This window comes from Romboutsia faecis, assembly GCF_014323405.1.
Classification (GTDB): Bacteria; Bacillota; Clostridia; order Peptostreptococcales; family Peptostreptococcaceae; genus Romboutsia_E; species Romboutsia_E faecis.
The window spans coordinates 92,709-110,158 of the sequence record NZ_JACRWE010000007.1; the positions used below are offsets into that span (position 1 = coordinate 92,709).

The following is a 17,450-nucleotide window of genomic DNA, read 5'->3' on the forward strand; positions in this document are numbered from 1 at the left end:
CAATGCTTGACAGTGCTAACAAAAGTGTTATAATTAAAGTTGTAAGGAAGGTGATATACATGAAATTAGTACCTAGAAGAAATAGAGGATATTTATTTAGTGATAGTTTTTTTGATGATCTATTCGAAGATGAATTTTTCAAACCAATGAATTATCAAAACATGATGAAAGCTGATATTCAAGATCAAGGTAAAAATTATATTGTAGACATGGACTTACCTGGATTTAAAAAGGAAGATATAAGAATATCTTTAGAAAATGGTTATTTAACAGTTAATGCATCAAAAGATGAATCAACAGAAGAAAAAAATGAAGAAAAAAACTATATTCACAGAGAAAGATATACAGGACAATGTTCACGTAGTTTCTATGTAGGAGATAGTATAAAAGAGGAAGATATAAAAGCTAAATATATTGATGGTATATTACAAATAATAGTTCCTAAATCTAATGTGAGAGAAATAGAGCCTAAAAAATATATATCAATAGATTAAAAATAATATGATAGATAATTATTAAAATTTAAAGTATAGCAAAATAAATTTATAGGATATCAAGGTTAAGGCTAAGATATATGAGTTAATCGTAATTTATATATTTTATCCTTGCCTATAGATATACTATAAATTTTTGATTTTATAAACTAAATGATATTATCAAAAGGAGGTAGTACTAGTGCCAGTACAAAAAGGTAGCATATCAATACATACAGAGAATATTTTTCCTATAATAAAAAAGTGGTTATATTCTGATAAAGATATATTTATAAGGGAGCTTATAAGTAATGGTTGTGATGCAGTAAGTAAGTATAAGAGATTAGTTTCGTTGGGAGAAGCTAATTATAATGGGGAAAATAAGTATAAGATAACTGTATCAATAAACAAAGAGGAAGGAACTCTATGCTTTACTGACAATGGTATAGGTATGACAGAAGAAGAAATTGAAAAATATATAAATCAAGTTGCTTTTTCTGGAGCAGAAGATTTCTTTAATAAATATAAAGATAAGATGGAAGAAGCTAATGATATAATAGGCCATTTTGGTCTAGGATTTTACTCTTCGTTTATGGTATCTAAAAAAGTACAAATAGACACGATGTCTTATATAGAAAATGCAGAACCAGTTAGGTGGGTATCAGAAGATGGCCTTGAGTATGAAATATCTAAATCTGATTATAGAACAGAAAGAGGTACAAGCATAACACTATACTTAGATGATGATAGTAAGGAATTTTTAAATGAGTATGATGTAAGAACTGTGATAGAGAAATACTGTTCATTCTTACCAGTTGAAATATATTTAGAAACTTCTGATAAGAAAGATGGAAATGATAATAATGAAGTTGATATAAAGCCTTTAAATGATGTTAACCCACTATGGTTAAAATCACCTAAGGATTGTACAGATGAAGAATATAAAGAGTTTTATAGAAAAGTATTTAATTCTTTTGATGAGCCATTATTCTGGATTCATTTAAATGTAGACTATCCATTTAATTTAAAAGGGATATTATACTTCCCAAAATTAAATAATGAATTTGAGCTAGTTGAAGGAAAGGTTAAACTTTATAATAACCAAGTATTCGTAGCGGATAATATAAAAGAAGTTATACCAGAATTCTTATTATTACTTAAAGGTGTAATAGACTGTCCAGATTTACCTTTAAATGTATCTAGAAGTTTTTTACAAAATGATAGAGATGTAAGTAAAATATCTAAACATATAGTTAAAAAAGTAGCTGATAAATTAAAATCTTTATTTAAAAATGAAAGAGAAGAATATAATAAATTCTGGGATGATATCCAAGTATTTATAAAATTCGGATGCTTAAAAGATGAAGGTTTCTACGATAAAATAAAAGATTATATACTATTTAAAGATATAGATGGAAATCATATTACTTTAAGTGATTATAAAGAATCCTCAAAAGGAAAACATGAGAATAAAGTGTTTTATATAAGTGATGAAAAACAACAATCTCAATATATAAAATTATTTAAAGACTATGGATTAAACGCAGTAGTATTAGATTCAAGTATAGACAATCATTTTATTTCACTTATGGAGTATAAAGAAGCAGGTACTAGCTTTAATAGAATAGACTCAGATATATCGAGTGTATTAAAAAATAAAGAAGAATCTAGTATATCAGATGAAGATAAAAATCAATTGAAGGATTTATTTAAAAATATATCAGGAGATAAAATAAAAGAGTATTCTGTTGAAAGTTTAAAAAATGAAGAAATACCAGCTATGATACTAGTATCAGAACATACAAGACGAATGATGGAGATGCAATCTAGATTTTCAGGTATGGATTTAGGAATGGGTCTTCAAGAAGAAAAAACTCTTGTTATAAATGAAAAGAATCCTATAATACAAAAAATACTATCATTAAAAGATAATAAGGAAAAGAAAGAAAATATAAACTTAATATGTAATCAAATAATAGATTTAGCGTTATTATCAAATAAAGAATTAAAGCCAGAAGAGCTAGAGGAATTCATACAAAGAAGTAATAAGCTTATGGGAATGGTAATTTCTTTATAGAGTAAACTAATTAGAAATAGGCTAATTTCAACTAACAAATAAGTCAAGTTTGAAATAGCCTATTTTTATATTATTTATATAGTACTAATGTATTCTTTTTGTTTCGAATACATTGTTTTCTTTATTTATTTTTAATATAGAAACACAAGCAATTAGTAAACCTACATAAGCAATTATAGAGTAGATTATAGTAGAAATCCAGGCAATATTCCATCCGAATTTATCTAATGTTACACCAAATATTGGAGTACCAATGGCAAAACCTAAAGCAAAGAATAATTGTATTAAACCAAGTATAGCACCATATTCTCTATCACCGAAAAGTGAACTTGTCATATATGATGGTCCCATAACATATGAAAACATTGATACACCAAACAATAATGTGAATAAGTATCCTAATGCATTTATTTGGCCTATAAATAGTAAGCATAATCCTGATATGACAACTAATATACCTGAAAGACCAAATGATTGCGCTAATCCTAGTTTATCAAATAAAACACCACCAAATAGGTTACCAAATATTGAGAAGAATCCAAATAGAGCTGCTAAAGTAGCTGCTGATATTAACAATACTCCTGAAGATTCTAAACTTTGGAAGTAAGCTATAAATTGTAGGGCCATTCCGCTTACATAGAATCCTATAAAGATAAACGATATACCTATTAACCAGAATTGAGGCATTTTAGTTACTTCACCAACCTTGTAACCCCAACTTACGTGATGAGCAACATCTTCTTGGCCTTTTAGTTTTTTAGGTACGTTGGCTGCTAATTCAGCATCTGATTTTGGCATTCTTATAAAGAATATTGATATTAGTAGTGATGCAACTAATGCGATAAGACCAAATCTTAAATAAGCTCCTCTATATCCTATATTTGGATCAGCTAACCATTTACCAGCTAAAATTTGAAGAAATATATTTCCTATACCACCACCAGAGTATGCAATACCCATAGCAGTACCTTTATTAACTTTAAACCAAGCATTTATAAGAGTAGGAACCCCTATAGCAGAGACAGTCGCATTTCCCAGTTGAACTATGGCAGCTATTGCATAATAAGCATATAAGTTATTTCCAGCAAAAGAATATGCCATAAATCCACCGCCAAGTAATATGGAACCTATTATGAACAATAGTTTAGCATTCATTGTAGAAAACAATTTCCCTATAAAAGGAGAACAAATTGCAGATACAAAGGTACCTATAGTGAATATTAATGTAAATGAAGCGAAGCTAAAACCTTCAGCATTTACAACATAGTTTGTAAATGCTGGTGGTAAATTAGCTGCAACTCCAAATGGTATAGCTTGGATAAGTAAACATGCTATAACAATTACCCAACCATAAAAAAATTTATTTTGTTTACCGTTATCAGGTGTACTCATAACCTAATTTCCTCCTTATTTTTTATATAATCTTTTGTAAAAGTGCAAAATATAATTTTAAGTGCAGTAATAAGTTTTGCATAATTAATTCAAAAAATACATTATTAGAAATATTAATGCTATTCGAATATATTTTAGATATAGATAAAAGCATGCAAAACAATAATTATATAAATTTTTAATATGATTATATTTAGCAATACTTAATAAAAAAATGTATTAATATATAAAAAAATATTAAAAACTAGATTTTTATAAGATTTTGCACTAAAATTTTATTATTTTACAGTTTAGTTAGTTATAGTGAATAAAAAGTATATAATGAGGAAAATTAAAGTCATACATTTAGTGATGCATATAAAAAATAGTAAAATATTAATGATTTATAAATCTAATATATTAAAAGGATAATTAGTTAAGGAGGTTAGTTAATGAGTGAATTACTAGTTAACTTAGAGCATATTATAACCGCAATATCTGATTTTATTTGGCCTATATTCTTACCATTTATATTGGTAATTGGAGCTATAACATCAGTAAGAACTATTTTTATAATACAAAATCAAACTACAATGCCATCGAGATTAAAGTTAAAAAATGTAATAGGTCCAGCATCTATATCTTTAGGTGCTATGATAGGAACTGGAGCAATTATAGGTGTCTTAGGAGCATTGTCTAAGTTATATGCATCAGGACAACGAAATATAGAAGCTATGGCTATATGGGCATTAATAGGTTCTATTATAATGATACCTGTTTCATATTCAGAAACTTTAAATTCTAAGATTATGAAAAAAATGCCTAAAGAATATATATCTATGTTGATTTCACCTTTTTTCGGTAAATTGTATGCAATATGTTTTGTTATACTAGCTGTTTTTGGTTTTGGAGGATTTCAATTTAGTGGAATAGATTCTGTTTCCTCCATATTAATTAATAAATTTGGTGTAATGGAATTTTCTTTGATTCAGAGATACTTATTCATAGTGGTTCCGGTTATAGCAATTGTTTCAATATTAGTACTATCTAAAAAACATGAACTATTTATTAATGCTATGACCTATATGATAGGAACAGCCATAATAGGATATTTTTTATTCTTTACCATATTTTTAATAAAAACTGCTTCGTATGTGCCGATATATTTTAGTAGTATGATTGAAGGGATAAAAAACCCTATAAACGCAATGATAGGAGTTCCGATGGGATTTATATTGGGTCTTCAAAAAGTTTTGCAAACTGCAGAAACTGGTTTAGGAGCTCTTGCTATGGCTGTACAAGAATCTGATTCAGAACCTAGAGAGGCAGCTATGATATCTCTAATACCAACGACTGTTACAGTTGTAATATCTATAGTGGTTACTTCATATATAGCATCATATGGCATATATTCTGGAATAATCGTATACCCTGCAGATGCAGTTACTAGATTAGCTCAATATTTTTCAACTGCTGAAAATGTAACGGGAATATTTGGATTAGTGATATTATCAGCGTTTACTGTATTATCAGCATTAACAACAATATTAGGGTCTTATTATTATACGACTAAATTATTCAAGGATAATAGTATAAATAGAAATATATCAATATATCTATTTCTAGTAATACTAGCAGGTACTTTAGCAGTGTTTGGAGCTGATGTTGTATTTGAATCCGTTGATTTACTATTATTTATTCTTTGTGGAATAAATGTAACGGCATTAACCATATTTACAATAAATAAATGGAAAGATTATAGAGATATAAACTTGCAACAAGATAGAAGAAAAATTTTATAAAAGAAAAAACCTACACTATTAAGTGTAGGTTTTTATATATTAAGCAACATTAGCTTCAGAAGTTTCTTGTTTCTTAACAATATTTAATTTTTGCATTCCAGCAGAAGATACTATTAGTGATAAGTATGCTAATATTATAGCAGCCAATATTACGTACCAAGCTACAGTATATCCAGCTTTATCAACAACAACTCCGAATGCTGATGAACCAAATGCAAATCCTATACCGAATACTAATTGAACTAGACCTAATATTCCAGCGTACTCTTTATTACCGAATAATTCTCCAGTAAGTAAAGCTGGTCCCATTATATAAGCGAATACTGATAATCCTTTAAGTACCGCGAATACGTAAGCAAGTGGAGTTATATTTATAGCATATATTAATGCTAAATCAGAAATAGCAACTATGACACCTGCTACGATAAGCATTTTAGTAGATCCTAATTTATCGAATAGTGTTCCCCCAACTAAGTTACCAGCAAGAGAACATATAGCGAATAATGATCCTATTATACCAACGTTTACAGCATGATTTTGATGTAAATATGCTGGGTATTGAACTGATAATGCAGAAACATATATACCAACGAAGAAATACCCTATAGCTAAGAATTTGAAGTATTTAGTAGACATAGCTTCTTTAACTGTATATCCCCAAGTAGAACTTATTTTAGTAACAGATTCATTATTACCTTTACTTGTTACTATTTCAGAACTATCTTTAGGCATTCTTATCATGAATAATATTAATGGTATAGCAACTACTAATCCGAATACACCAAATCCTATGTAAGAAGCTTTGTATCCGAAATTATCTAAAGCGTATATAACTAAAGATTGTAAGAATATATTTCCTATAGAACCACCAGCCATAGCCATACCTAAAGCTTTACCTCTACTAGCGCTATCAAACCAAGCATTTATTAATAAAGGTACTCCTATTGCAGATAGTATTGCAGCTCCCATTTGCATTATAGCAGCCACAACGTAGAATTGCCATGGAGTTTGACATAAAGAGAATGCAGCGAAACTACCACAACCTAAAATTGCTCCAGCGATATATAAACCTTTTAAGTTGAATTTATCGAATAATTTTCCTATAAATGGCGAACAAAAAGCAGATACTATAGTTCCTAATGAGAATATTAGAGAGAAACTTGTTATAGTAAATCCTAAGTTCTTATCAGCAATTACATAATGCATGAACTGTGGTTGTAAGTTTGCCATTACACCATATGGTATAGCTTGTATTAGCATGCAAGTAACAACTATTGCCCAACCATAAGCGAATTTCTTATTTTGTTTAGTCATGAGACCCTCTCCTTTGATTAATTAATAAAAATACATATTTAAAAATATAAATATTCTAATTAAATATTCCGCTAAAAATAACAGATGAATAAAATATTTAATCATTAATAAAAATAAAAAAGTAAATAATAACATTGAAAATGTCGTGAGTTGTAAATAGGCGTCGAATTATACAACTCATGTTTAATAATAGCACTAAGAAAAGATAAAAATCAAGAAAAAATGAAAAAATGGATTTATTTTTGAGGAAAAAGATTATTTTTAGTCAAAAGTTGAAAAATGAATCAAAATTTGAAAATGTTAATAAGGAAATTTGATGGAAACAATTTCTTTAAAATAAAAAGCATTGACTTTATGTATTGTTAATTGATAAACTAAAAATGTAAATAGGCGATTTTTAAGATTATACAATTCAAACTTTATAGATATAAAGTAAATATAATTTATAAAATGATTAAATTTTATATTAAATATTTACTAATTTTTATAAGGTTTACATTCATGTATTATTTTAAAAATTGCCTATTTTTTATTAGGTTTGAATTTAGAGTGATATGTGTAAATATTTGTCGTATATTTTTTAATTTCATATATTGGTTAGTGTATATAAGTAAAAATAATGTATTTACATTAACGATATTTACATTCGAGAGTTGAGAGAGTATCAAATTATAATGTGTTTGGAAATATTAGGAGAACATCGTTCAAATGCTGAAGTTGACTAATATATACAAAAATAATGTTAAAATATACTCTTCATCAACACGCAAATAAGGAGAGAATACTATGCAAAAAACTATTTATTTTAATGGAAATGTTATAACGGTAGACGAAAATAACTCTATAGCTCAAGCTGTTTTAGTAGAAGATGGAAGAATAATTAAAGTTGGAACTAATGATGAAGTTCTAGCTATAAAAGATGAAAATACTAATATTGTTGATCTAGAAAATAAAACGATGGTTCCAGGATTTATAGACCCTCATGGTCATATAGCAGCTATATCTCAAACATTGTTATTGGTTCAACTTGGAGATGCTACTTCAGTTGAAGAAGTAAAACAAAGATTAAGAGATTATATAGCAAATACTAAATTACCTGAAGGTGCTTGGGTAATAGGATTTGGATATGATAATACTAAATTCGAAGATAAAGAACATCCAACTAAATTTGATTTAGATGATGTAAGTACAGAAGTAGGAATATATTGTACTCATGCATCAGGACATTTAGCTGTTACTAATTCATTTGGTTTAGAAGCTTACGGATATGCAGGAACTGACTATGTAGTACCAGAGGGTGGAGTTGTCCAAACTGTAAGTCCTGACTCAAGAGAGGCTAATGGAATATTAGAAGAAAATGCAATAATGGCAGAAGAGAAAAAGGGTATAGTTCCAGCTCCTCAATTTGAACAAGTTTTAGATAGTTTGGTTAAAGCTCAAGACTTATATGCTCAGTTAGGTATAACAACAGCTCAAGATGCAAGTTTAGACCTAGGATATGATCAAATGTTAACGGTAGCAGGTCAAATGGGTAAATTAAAAATAGACATATTAGGATATGCTTTAATGCCTTTCACGGAAAAGTTAATGAAGACAAATGAAGGAACTCCAAAAAGAGAATATGTAAACCACTATAAAATTGGTGGAGGAAAGACTTTCTTAGATGGTTCCCCTCAAGGAAAAACTGCATGGTTAACTCAACCATACTATGAAGCTCCAGAAGGTGAATCTGCAGATTATCTTGGATATCCTACTCAAACTGATGAAGACATGATATCATACTACAAAATGTGTATAGAAAATAACTGGCAAGTTCATACTCACTCAAATGGAGATGCTGCGATAGATCAGTTCTTAAGATGTTATGAAAAAGCTTTAGAATTAACTGGTAATACAACTAAGAAAACAGACTTAAGACCTGTGTTAGTTCACTGTCAAGCGATAAGAAAAGACCAACTTAAGAAAATGGCTGAATTAGGAGCTGAGCCAACATTCTTCAACGATCATGTTTGGTTCTGGGGAGATTATCACTATGAATCAGTATTTGGGCCAGAAAGAGCTCAAAATATATCACCACTTGGCTGGGCATTAGAAGAGGGTCTAAAGTTTACTATACATCAAGATCCACCAGTAAAAATGCCAGATCAAATATTGGGTATGCATAATGCAGTAAATAGAAAAACTCAATCAGGAAGAGTATTAGGAAAACAACATAAAATATCTCCATTAGAAGCATTAAAGGCCGTAACTATAAATGGTGCTTATCAATACTTCGAAGAAGATATAAAAGGAAGTATAGAGGAAGGTAAATACGCTGACTTCGTAATACTTGACAAGAATATCTTAGATGTTAATCCAGAAGAAATAAAAAATATAAAAGTTCTTGAGACAATAAAAGAGGGAACTACTATATTTAAAGCATAATATTGAATATTTCAAATAAAAAAACCTACACTATATAGTGTAGGTTTTTTATTTGAAGTAACTAAAACTAAACTATTTTTTTTGTTTCAGTTACATTTAATTCTTTATTAGATTTTAATATTGAACTTGTAGATATTAATAGCCCGCCATACGCTATAACAGCATATATCATTGTAAATATCCATCCAGTAGTAAATCCGCTTTTATCAACTACCATACCAAATAATGTAGACCCGGATGCAAATCCAACTGCAAAGAATATTTGAACTACGCCTAGTATAGTACCAAACTCTTTATTTCCAAATAAGGCTCCTGTTAAGTAAGAAGGGCCTATAATATAAGCAAACATAGATATACCTAAGCATACTGCAAATACATATCCAAGAGCGTTTATTTGAGGTGTGAATATCAATGAGAATCCACAAACTATAACTAATAAACCAGCTAATAAAAGTGACTTTGTCGTACCTAATTTATCGAATAATACACCACCAAATAAGTTACCAAAGATTGAAACAAATGCAAATAATGAGCCTATATTAGCTACGAACTGAGGTCCTATTTCTAAGCTGTTAAAGTATGCATAGAATTGAAGAGACATACCACCTACATATAAGCCGACAAATATAAATGATATAGCAAATACCCAGAAGAATTTATTTTTAGTTACTTCTGCGAAAGTATACCCCCAGCTAGATGTCGTTTTAGATTCATTGCTTTTTTTATTTTTAGAAACATTAGCATTTAATTCAGCTTGAGATTTTGGTAATCTTATAAGGAACAATGCTACAGGTATTGCAACTACAGCTGCAATTATACCAAATCTTAAATAAGCTCCAGAATAACCTACTGAAGGATCGTTAAGCCATCTAGATGCTATTTGTTGAAGGAATATATTCCCTAGACCTCCACCAGAGAAAGCTATACCCATAGCTATTCCTTTGTTTTCTGTAAACCAACTATTTATAAGTAAAGGAACACCAATAGAAGAAATAATTGCTGATCCAACTTGAACTAATGCAGATATTGCATAATAAGCATATATATTTCCTCCAGCGAATGAATATAAACTGAATCCACCGCCAAGTAATAGTATACCTAATATATAAAGTACTTTTACGTTTGTATTAGGTTTAGAGAATAGTTTCCCTACAAATGGAGAACATATTGCAGATACTACAGTACCTATAGTAAATACTAGTGAAAATTGAGTTAAGGTAAATCCTTCACCTTTCATTACAAAGTTTGTGAATGCAGGTTGAATATTAGCTGCTATACTGAATGGTACGGCTTGAATAATCATACAAGCTGCGACAATTATCCAACCATAAAAAAATGTTTTCTTAGTTATTTTAGTACTACTTTCCATAGTAAATATCACCTTCTATTGTTAGAGTTTGTTGGCGAACAATATATAACAAATTTCAAAAGAAATAATATACAAGGTTAACGTATAAATCTTAATAAACAAAACGATAATTATGTTTATCAAGATAGATTAATCAATACATTAACTATAACATCATTCGACATAATAAAACAAAGGAGGTAAAATGAATTTGATTGAATTAAATTGAGTCAATAAATTCACTTTTGTATAAATAAATTGATAACGTGATTATATAGGATTTTATAGCAAGTTGTATATATAAGTCATCTATGCTATTATGATTAAAAATATATGACCTGGTTATACCTATTATTGATAATAAGGAGATGGAAATTACATATGCAGGAGATGGAATTTGGTAGACTAATTGAAAAAATAATTCAGTTTTCAGGACAAAAGAATTACTCTTTAGCTGTAGAGTTGGGATATGATGTTTCTTATATAAGTAAATGGGTAAATTCGACGATGTTACCTACAGTTAAAAACATCAAAAATATTTGTAATATAACTGCAAACTTTGTAGTGAATTCGGCAACCGAATCATCTAAAGATGAGATATTAAATTACTTTGATGTATCTATAGATAAAAGTGATGATAAAAATAAAATTTTAAAAGAAACAATAGAAGAAAAATTAAATGATGCTTATATATACAGCTATAACAAGTATAATAAAAAATCTTACAATAAGGATAACTCTGAGTTAAATGGTATAATAGATATAAACCCAAGACTTAGAAAAAGACATTTAGAGAAAGAACTATCTAGTTTTTTACAAGGAACAGATAAACCGGATATATTTATACTTTGTGATTTATTCTCTTTAAATAAAGAAGATAAGGTTAATATAGCAGGATTTAGGAAAGGTGTTAGTTCTGAGTTTAAAAATGGAAAGATTAGATTTTTAATTAGCTTTGATGATACAGTAGATGATGTTATATTCAATATTGAGTTGTTTCTAAGAATGATAACTAGCTCCAATAAGGCTGAATTTGAGTTATATAGTTGCGACTTTTCAGCGAATACATTGATACTTGTAGTCAAGGATAAATGTTTCCATTCAGCTATCTATGATAAAACAAATAAATGTCTTTTTACATCTACATCTACAGATAATGCTGTAATAGATGAAATGTACGATACTCTAGATGAAATGGCAAATACACAGAGTAGGTCGACTTTTTCAGAACTTACACCAGAAGAAATGATATTAAGTCAAAACTATATGAGTTACGTTATGGGTAAGGATTTAAAATGGTTAATGGGTAATATGAATCAATTACTAATGCCTAGTGATTTATTTTTTGAAATAGGAGAAAGTGTATTTGGGAATTATCCAGATGTATTAAGTAGATTAAAAAGAATAGATGCGATACTTCAAAATGCAACATATAATTCAGAAATAGATATACTACTTTATCAATCTGCTCTTGAAAAATATGTAATTAATGGAGAGGCTAATTTTTTTAATATACCAGTAAAACTAACTATAAATCAAAGAGAGAGGCATTTAGCATATATTCAAGAATTATTAGAAAGAGAAAATATAAGATTTAAAACTATTGAAAATTCACTTGTTGAAGATTTTAAAAAGGATGAAAATACCTCTGTTTACTTATCTAAAAATATAAGCTTTTTAAAAGTTGATGCAAATAACAAAGATAATGATTATTTAATTGTAAAAGACAAGAACTTGAGTAAGATATTTGATACATTCTATGAAGAAATTTGGACTAATAGGAAAGACGTAGTTCAAGAGGATATAGAGGAAAATAAAAAGATAATATCTGACTGCTTAAATTACACTAGGATATTAAGTAATAATATGGAATTTTATAGAAAATAAAATGAAAATTTATAATAATATTAATAAACTATATATATAATAGGAAGGCTTTTTTTAACAAAAAAATATTTAATTAGACAAATAAAAAAACAATGTGACAAATGCTTGACAATTACTACATGGATTGATAAAATCAAACTGAATTGGCGAACAATATATAACAAGATATACTAGTAAAAGATACGGATGTAAGATTGATAAGACGAATAGTATAGGAATAATTTATTAATCTTAAGTTTATAAATTAATATTTTACAACTTATTGATCTTAGTTGTGTAAATTAAATTTTTACAAATGTAAATGTATGAGTTGAATTTTCATAAGTTATTTTTTATTTAGTGCAATTATCTTGTTTTTTTATTGATATTTTATTTGATGATTTTTAAATCATAAAACAATAATTATTAAAGGAGACAAGACGCATGTTACATCAATTAGAAGCCGTAATAACGGGTATTTCTGATGCAGTTTGGCCAGTATTCTTACCATTCATGTTAATAGTTGGTGCATTTACATCTATAAGAACTATATTCATGATACAAAAGAAGACTACTAAACCAGCTGGATTAAAATTTAAAAACATAATAGGACCAGCATCTATATCATTAGGTGCGATGATAGGTACAGGAGCTATAATAGGGGTTCTTGGTGCTTTATCTAAATTCTATGCTTCAGGAGAAGTAAATGTTGAATCTATGGCTATATGGGCTTTAATAGGAGCTTGTATAATGGTTCCAGTTTCTTACGCTGAGACTTTAAACTCTAAGATAATGGGTAAAAGTCCAAAGGAATATATAGGTGAATTAATAAATCCTAAACTAGGAATGGTATACGCTATATGTTTCGTTGCTTTAGCAGTATTCGGATTTGGTGGATTCCAATTCTCTGGTATAGATTCAGTTGCTAAGTTAGTTACTGATCAATTTATGGGAATGAACCTTACTTTAGTTCAAAGATATATGTTCATAGTTGTACCAGTAATAGCAGTAGTTGCTGCACTAGTATTATCTAAGAAGCATGAAATATTCATGAATGCTATGACTTATATGATAGGGACAGCGGTTGCAGGTTACTTCATATTCTTCACATTATTCGTTATAAAAACTTCAGGATATATACCTACTTACTTCGCAAATGTATTAGAAGGTATGACTAATCCTGTAAATGGATTCTCAGGAATAATGTTAGGGTTTGTATTAGGTATGCAAAAAGTATTACAAACTGCTGAAACTGGTTTAGGGGCATTAGCTATGGCAGCTCAAGAAGCTGATACTCAACCAAGAGAAGCAGCTATGATATCTTTAATACCAACAGTAGTAACAGTTGTAGTATCTATAGTAGTTACTTCTTATATAGCTTCTTACGGTATAAACGCTGGAATAATAACATTCCAAGGTGGAGCAGCTGAAAGATTAGCGGAATACTTCGGAACAGCTCAACAAGTAACTGGTATGTTTGGATTAGTTGTATTATGTGCATTTACAGTATTATCTGCATTAACAACTATATTAGGTTCTTACTACTACATGACAAAGTTATTCAAGCAAAACCATATAAATAAGAATATAGCAATATACTTAGTATTAATAATAGCTGCTGGTACTTTAGCAGTATTCGGAGCTAACGTAGTATTCGAAGCAGTTGACTTATTATTATTCGTTCTTTGTGGAATAAACGTTACTGCATTAGCTATATTCACAATCAAAAAGTGGAAAGAATATGTAATAGCTGATAAAGAAGAAAAGAAAATAGCTTAATACTATATTTATATAAAGGAGCATCTTGCAAAGGATGCTCTTTATTTGTATAAAAATATTTTGAGTGATCATATTTAAATATTATAAAATAATTAAAAAGTAGACTATTAAAATATAGCCTACTTTTTTTATATTGGGAAGAATATATGTAAACTAAAAGTGATACAAAGAGGTGATAAAAATATTTAAACCAAAACGGGTTATGTTTGAAAAAGGAACTTTAGATACAGAGATAGGTAAAAAAATATATAATGCTTTTAAGGCTAATAAAAATGTAGAAATAATTAATCTTACATCAAATAGAATTAAAGCTTATATACCAGGGGAAGATTTATCGCAACAATATAAATCGGGTAAACAGACTTTAGTAGTTAGTTTTAGAAAAAGTTTGAAGTTTCAAACCTGCAAACCATCTGCTAATTATCAGTTACCTTTAGTAAGTGGATGCATGGGCCAATGCGAGTATTGTTATCTAAATACTCAGTTAGGAGATAAGCCATTTATAAGGGTATTTGTAAACATAGATGAAATACTAATGCAGACTAAAAAGTATATAGATGAAAGAAAACCGCAGATAACCATTTTTGAAGGAGCTGCAACATCAGATCCTGTGCCAGTAGAACCATATACTCATTCCTTAAAGAAAACGATAGAATTTATTGGAAAGGAAGATAAAGCTAGATTTAGATTTGTTACAAAGTATAATGATATAGAGGGTATACTAGATGCTAAACACAATGGCCATACAGAAGTTAGATTTAGTATAAATACTCCTAGAGTAATTAATGAATATGAACATTATACAGCCTCTTCTGATAAAAGAATTGAAGCTGCATCTAAAGTCGCATATGCAGGATATAGAATAGGATTTATAATCGCTCCGGTATTCTTATATGATAATTGGAAAGAAGAATATAAAGAATTGATTAATAGTTTAAAAGAAAAGTTACCAAAGGATATAGATAAAGTTATATTTGAAGTAATATCTCATAGATATACTACAAAAGCAAAAAATAGGATAGTCAGTATATTCCCTAAAACAACTTTACCTATGGACGATGAAAATAGGAAATACAAATATGGTCAATTTGGATATGGAAAGTATGTATATACAAAAGAAGAATTACAAGAGATGAAAGATTTTTTTCAAAAAGAGATTAAATTAGTTTTTCCAAAGAGTATTATTAAATATATTATATAAAGTGGATATTAAAAGTTATTTGTGAATAGAATTAGTATACTTTGAAAATCTTATTGTAGGTATTAAAAAGGGGGAGAATATATGAGGATGAAATTTAAAAGTCATAAGAATAATAGAGTTAATGACAGTAGTATACCGAATGTATTAGCTTTTGGTTTCATAAGAAACTTCTTAATTGAAAGAGAGTATAAAGATATAAGAGAAGAGTATTTTATTGGAGATTTGAATAAATCTCAAGTAAATCAAGCGATGAGTGATATTAAATGGCTATTTAGGAATTATAAAGGGTTAGATGTAATGACGATAGAAGAAGCCAAAGGAGATATTACTAAATTTATACTTTAAGTAAAATATATTATTTATAATTTGCATTTTAGGGTTATTAAAAAGATGATATATTAGATATAAAGTAATAACTTCTATTACAAAACCTAAAAAAGACATGCTTTATAGCATGTCTTTTTTTGTATTAAGCAGCTTTTGAGCTGATATTTTCAGTTTTTTGTTTATTTAATTTAGTCATTCCAATAGTAGCACCTATAAGTAAAATGTATGCCAAAGCAACTGCTACTAACATTAAAGTCCAAGACATATCGTAACCAACTTTTCCTACTAAAACTCCGAATAGTGCAGAACCAGAAGATATACCTACAGCAAATAGTAATTGAACTATACCTAATATACTACCAAATTCTTTATTACCGAAGAATGAACCAGTAAGGTAAGCTGGTCCTATCATATAAGCGTAAACAGCTAATCCTTTTATTGCAGAGAATGCATGTGCAAATATTACATTGTTCTTAGATAATAATAAGCATACTCCAGATACTAATACTAGAATTGAAGATGCAATTAAACACTTTAATGCACCTAATTTATCAAATAAAGATCCTCCTAATACGTTACCTAATAATGAGCATATTGCGAATATTGAACCTGTTATACCTATTGTAGTTGCATCGAATTTTAATTCTCCTTGGAAATAAGCAGCGTATTGTACTGAATAAGCTGACACATATAATCCTACGAATGTAAATCCGAAACACATCATCCAAAAATACTTAGTTTTAGCGGCTTCCTTTAAAGTATAACCTGTTAAAGAAGTTTCTTTTGGATTAGTTTCAGTTTTATCGTTTTTAGCTTTAACTATTTCACTAGAATTTTTAGGCATTCTTACTAAGAATAATGCAATTGGTAGACCTACAGCTAAAGCTAGTATACCTAGTGTTAAATAAGCACTAGTATAACCTTGGCTAGCTATTATTTTAGAAGCTAATGGTTGTAAGAAGAAGTTACCTATAGAACCACCAGCAAATGCAATACCTAAAGCCTTACCTTTAGTTGCTTCATCAAACCAAGCACTTATTAAAAGTGGAGTACCTATACCTGAAATAACCGCAGAACCTATTTGAACTATTCCTGCAAGTACATAGAAATGCCATAGCTCAGTTGCTAAAGAGAATGATAAGAATCCTCCTCCTGCTATTACAGCTCCAACAATATATAATAATTTGATATTTATTTTAGAATATAATTTACCTATAAATGGACCTGCTACAGCTGAAACTATAGTTCCTATTCCGAACATTAATGAAAATGCTGCAAGACTGAATCCTCTCTCAGTTATTACTGGATGTATAAATAAAGCTTGTGTATTTGCTATAACCCCTGCTGGAATAGCTTGAATAAGCATACATGCTATTACTATTATCCATCCAGCTGTTAATTTATTTTTTTTACTACTTAAATTACTCATGAAATCTCTCCTTTGTAATGTGAATTATGTTAAAATGTT

General features: G+C 28.7%; 12 protein-coding genes. 8 read left to right on the forward strand and 4 right to left on the reverse strand.

Annotated features, from left to right (window positions below; genetic code table 11):
- The first annotated feature begins 59 nt into the window (after positions 1-59).
- Both H8923_RS13750 and htpG read left to right on the forward strand, forming a co-directional pair.
- Positions 60-494 (forward strand): Hsp20/alpha crystallin family protein, encoded by a 435-nt coding sequence (locus H8923_RS13750; protein WP_153972515.1) that lies wholly within the window; start codon positions 60-62, stop codon positions 492-494.
- Positions 495-675: 181 nt separating this feature from the next.
- Positions 676-2,550 (forward strand): molecular chaperone HtpG, encoded by a 1,875-nt coding sequence (gene htpG, locus H8923_RS13755; protein ID WP_187127956.1) that lies wholly within the window; start codon positions 676-678, stop codon positions 2,548-2,550.
- 84 nt (positions 2,551-2,634) lie between these two features.
- On the opposite strand, the gene H8923_RS13760 is transcribed toward htpG, so the two are convergent.
- Positions 2,635-3,942, reverse strand: coding sequence for a conjugated bile salt MFS transporter (locus H8923_RS13760; RefSeq protein ID WP_153972516.1), 1,308 nt, complete (start codon positions 3,940-3,942; stop codon positions 2,635-2,637).
- 431 nt (positions 3,943-4,373) lie between these two features.
- Between H8923_RS13760 and H8923_RS13765 the strand changes: the two genes are divergently transcribed.
- The gene (locus H8923_RS13765) at positions 4,374-5,723 is read left to right on the forward strand and encodes an alanine:cation symporter family protein (protein WP_153972517.1); all 1,350 of its coding nucleotides are present in this window, start codon (positions 4,374-4,376) and stop codon (positions 5,721-5,723) included.
- 39 nt (positions 5,724-5,762) lie between these two features.
- Here the strand turns inward: H8923_RS13765 and H8923_RS13770 are convergent, their stop codons facing one another.
- On the reverse strand, positions 5,763-7,037 hold the full coding sequence (locus tag H8923_RS13770) for a conjugated bile salt MFS transporter (protein ID WP_153972518.1): 1,275 nt from the start codon (positions 7,035-7,037) through the stop codon (positions 5,763-5,765).
- Positions 7,038-7,823: 786 nt separating this feature from the next.
- Here H8923_RS13770 and H8923_RS13775 point away from each other — a divergent pair.
- Complete coding sequence (locus H8923_RS13775; RefSeq protein ID WP_153972519.1) at positions 7,824-9,461, forward strand: amidohydrolase; 1,638 nt, start codon at positions 7,824-7,826, stop codon at positions 9,459-9,461.
- A 67-nt stretch (positions 9,462-9,528) separates the two neighbouring features.
- Here the strand turns inward: H8923_RS13775 and H8923_RS13780 are convergent, their stop codons facing one another.
- A complete protein-coding gene (locus H8923_RS13780; protein WP_153972520.1) occupies positions 9,529-10,830 on the reverse strand; it encodes a conjugated bile salt MFS transporter in 1,302 nt (433 codons plus the stop codon).
- 360 nt (positions 10,831-11,190) lie between these two features.
- On the opposite strand from H8923_RS13780, the gene H8923_RS13785 reads away from it, so the two are divergent.
- From H8923_RS13785 to H8923_RS13800, 4 genes are all read left to right on the forward strand, one after another.
- Positions 11,191-12,696, forward strand: coding sequence for a hypothetical protein (locus H8923_RS13785; protein WP_153972521.1), 1,506 nt, complete (start codon positions 11,191-11,193; stop codon positions 12,694-12,696).
- A 423-nt stretch (positions 12,697-13,119) separates the two neighbouring features.
- Positions 13,120-14,454, forward strand: a complete 1,335-nt coding sequence (locus H8923_RS13790; RefSeq protein ID WP_153972522.1) for an alanine:cation symporter family protein — start codon at positions 13,120-13,122, stop codon at positions 14,452-14,454.
- 172 nt (positions 14,455-14,626) lie between these two features.
- Complete coding sequence (gene splB, locus H8923_RS13795) at positions 14,627-15,655, forward strand: spore photoproduct lyase (protein ID WP_330596675.1); 1,029 nt, start codon at positions 14,627-14,629, stop codon at positions 15,653-15,655.
- A gap of 81 nt (positions 15,656-15,736) precedes the next feature.
- On the forward strand, positions 15,737-16,000 hold the full coding sequence (locus H8923_RS13800; RefSeq protein ID WP_153972523.1) for a hypothetical protein: 264 nt from the start codon (positions 15,737-15,739) through the stop codon (positions 15,998-16,000).
- A 124-nt stretch (positions 16,001-16,124) separates the two neighbouring features.
- Here the strand turns inward: H8923_RS13800 and H8923_RS13805 are convergent, their stop codons facing one another.
- On the reverse strand, positions 16,125-17,411 hold the full coding sequence (locus H8923_RS13805; protein ID WP_153972524.1) for a conjugated bile salt MFS transporter: 1,287 nt from the start codon (positions 17,409-17,411) through the stop codon (positions 16,125-16,127).
- Positions 17,412-17,450 lie beyond the last annotated feature (39 nt).

What these genes read in the sequence shown, in the direction of transcription:
- H8923_RS13750 (WP_153972515.1), top strand. Translation starts at nt 60, where the DNA reads ATGAAATTAGTACCTAGAAGAAATAGAGGATATTTATTTAGTGATAGT.
- H8923_RS13760 (WP_153972516.1), bottom strand. Translation starts at nt 3,942, where the DNA reads ATGAGTACACCTGATAACGGTAAACAAAATAAATTTTTTTATGGTTGG.
- H8923_RS13765 (WP_153972517.1), top strand. Translation starts at nt 4,374, where the DNA reads ATGAGTGAATTACTAGTTAACTTAGAGCATATTATAACCGCAATATCT.
- H8923_RS13770 (WP_153972518.1), bottom strand. Translation starts at nt 7,037, where the DNA reads ATGACTAAACAAAATAAGAAATTCGCTTATGGTTGGGCAATAGTTGTT.
- H8923_RS13775 (WP_153972519.1), top strand. Translation starts at nt 7,824, where the DNA reads ATGCAAAAAACTATTTATTTTAATGGAAATGTTATAACGGTAGACGAA.
- H8923_RS13780 (WP_153972520.1), bottom strand. Translation starts at nt 10,830, where the DNA reads ATGGAAAGTAGTACTAAAATAACTAAGAAAACATTTTTTTATGGTTGG.
- H8923_RS13785 (WP_153972521.1), top strand. Translation starts at nt 11,191, where the DNA reads ATGCAGGAGATGGAATTTGGTAGACTAATTGAAAAAATAATTCAGTTT.
- H8923_RS13790 (WP_153972522.1), top strand. Translation starts at nt 13,120, where the DNA reads ATGTTACATCAATTAGAAGCCGTAATAACGGGTATTTCTGATGCAGTT.
- H8923_RS13800 (WP_153972523.1), top strand. Translation starts at nt 15,737, where the DNA reads ATGAGGATGAAATTTAAAAGTCATAAGAATAATAGAGTTAATGACAGT.
- H8923_RS13805 (WP_153972524.1), bottom strand. Translation starts at nt 17,411, where the DNA reads ATGAGTAATTTAAGTAGTAAAAAAAATAAATTAACAGCTGGATGGATA.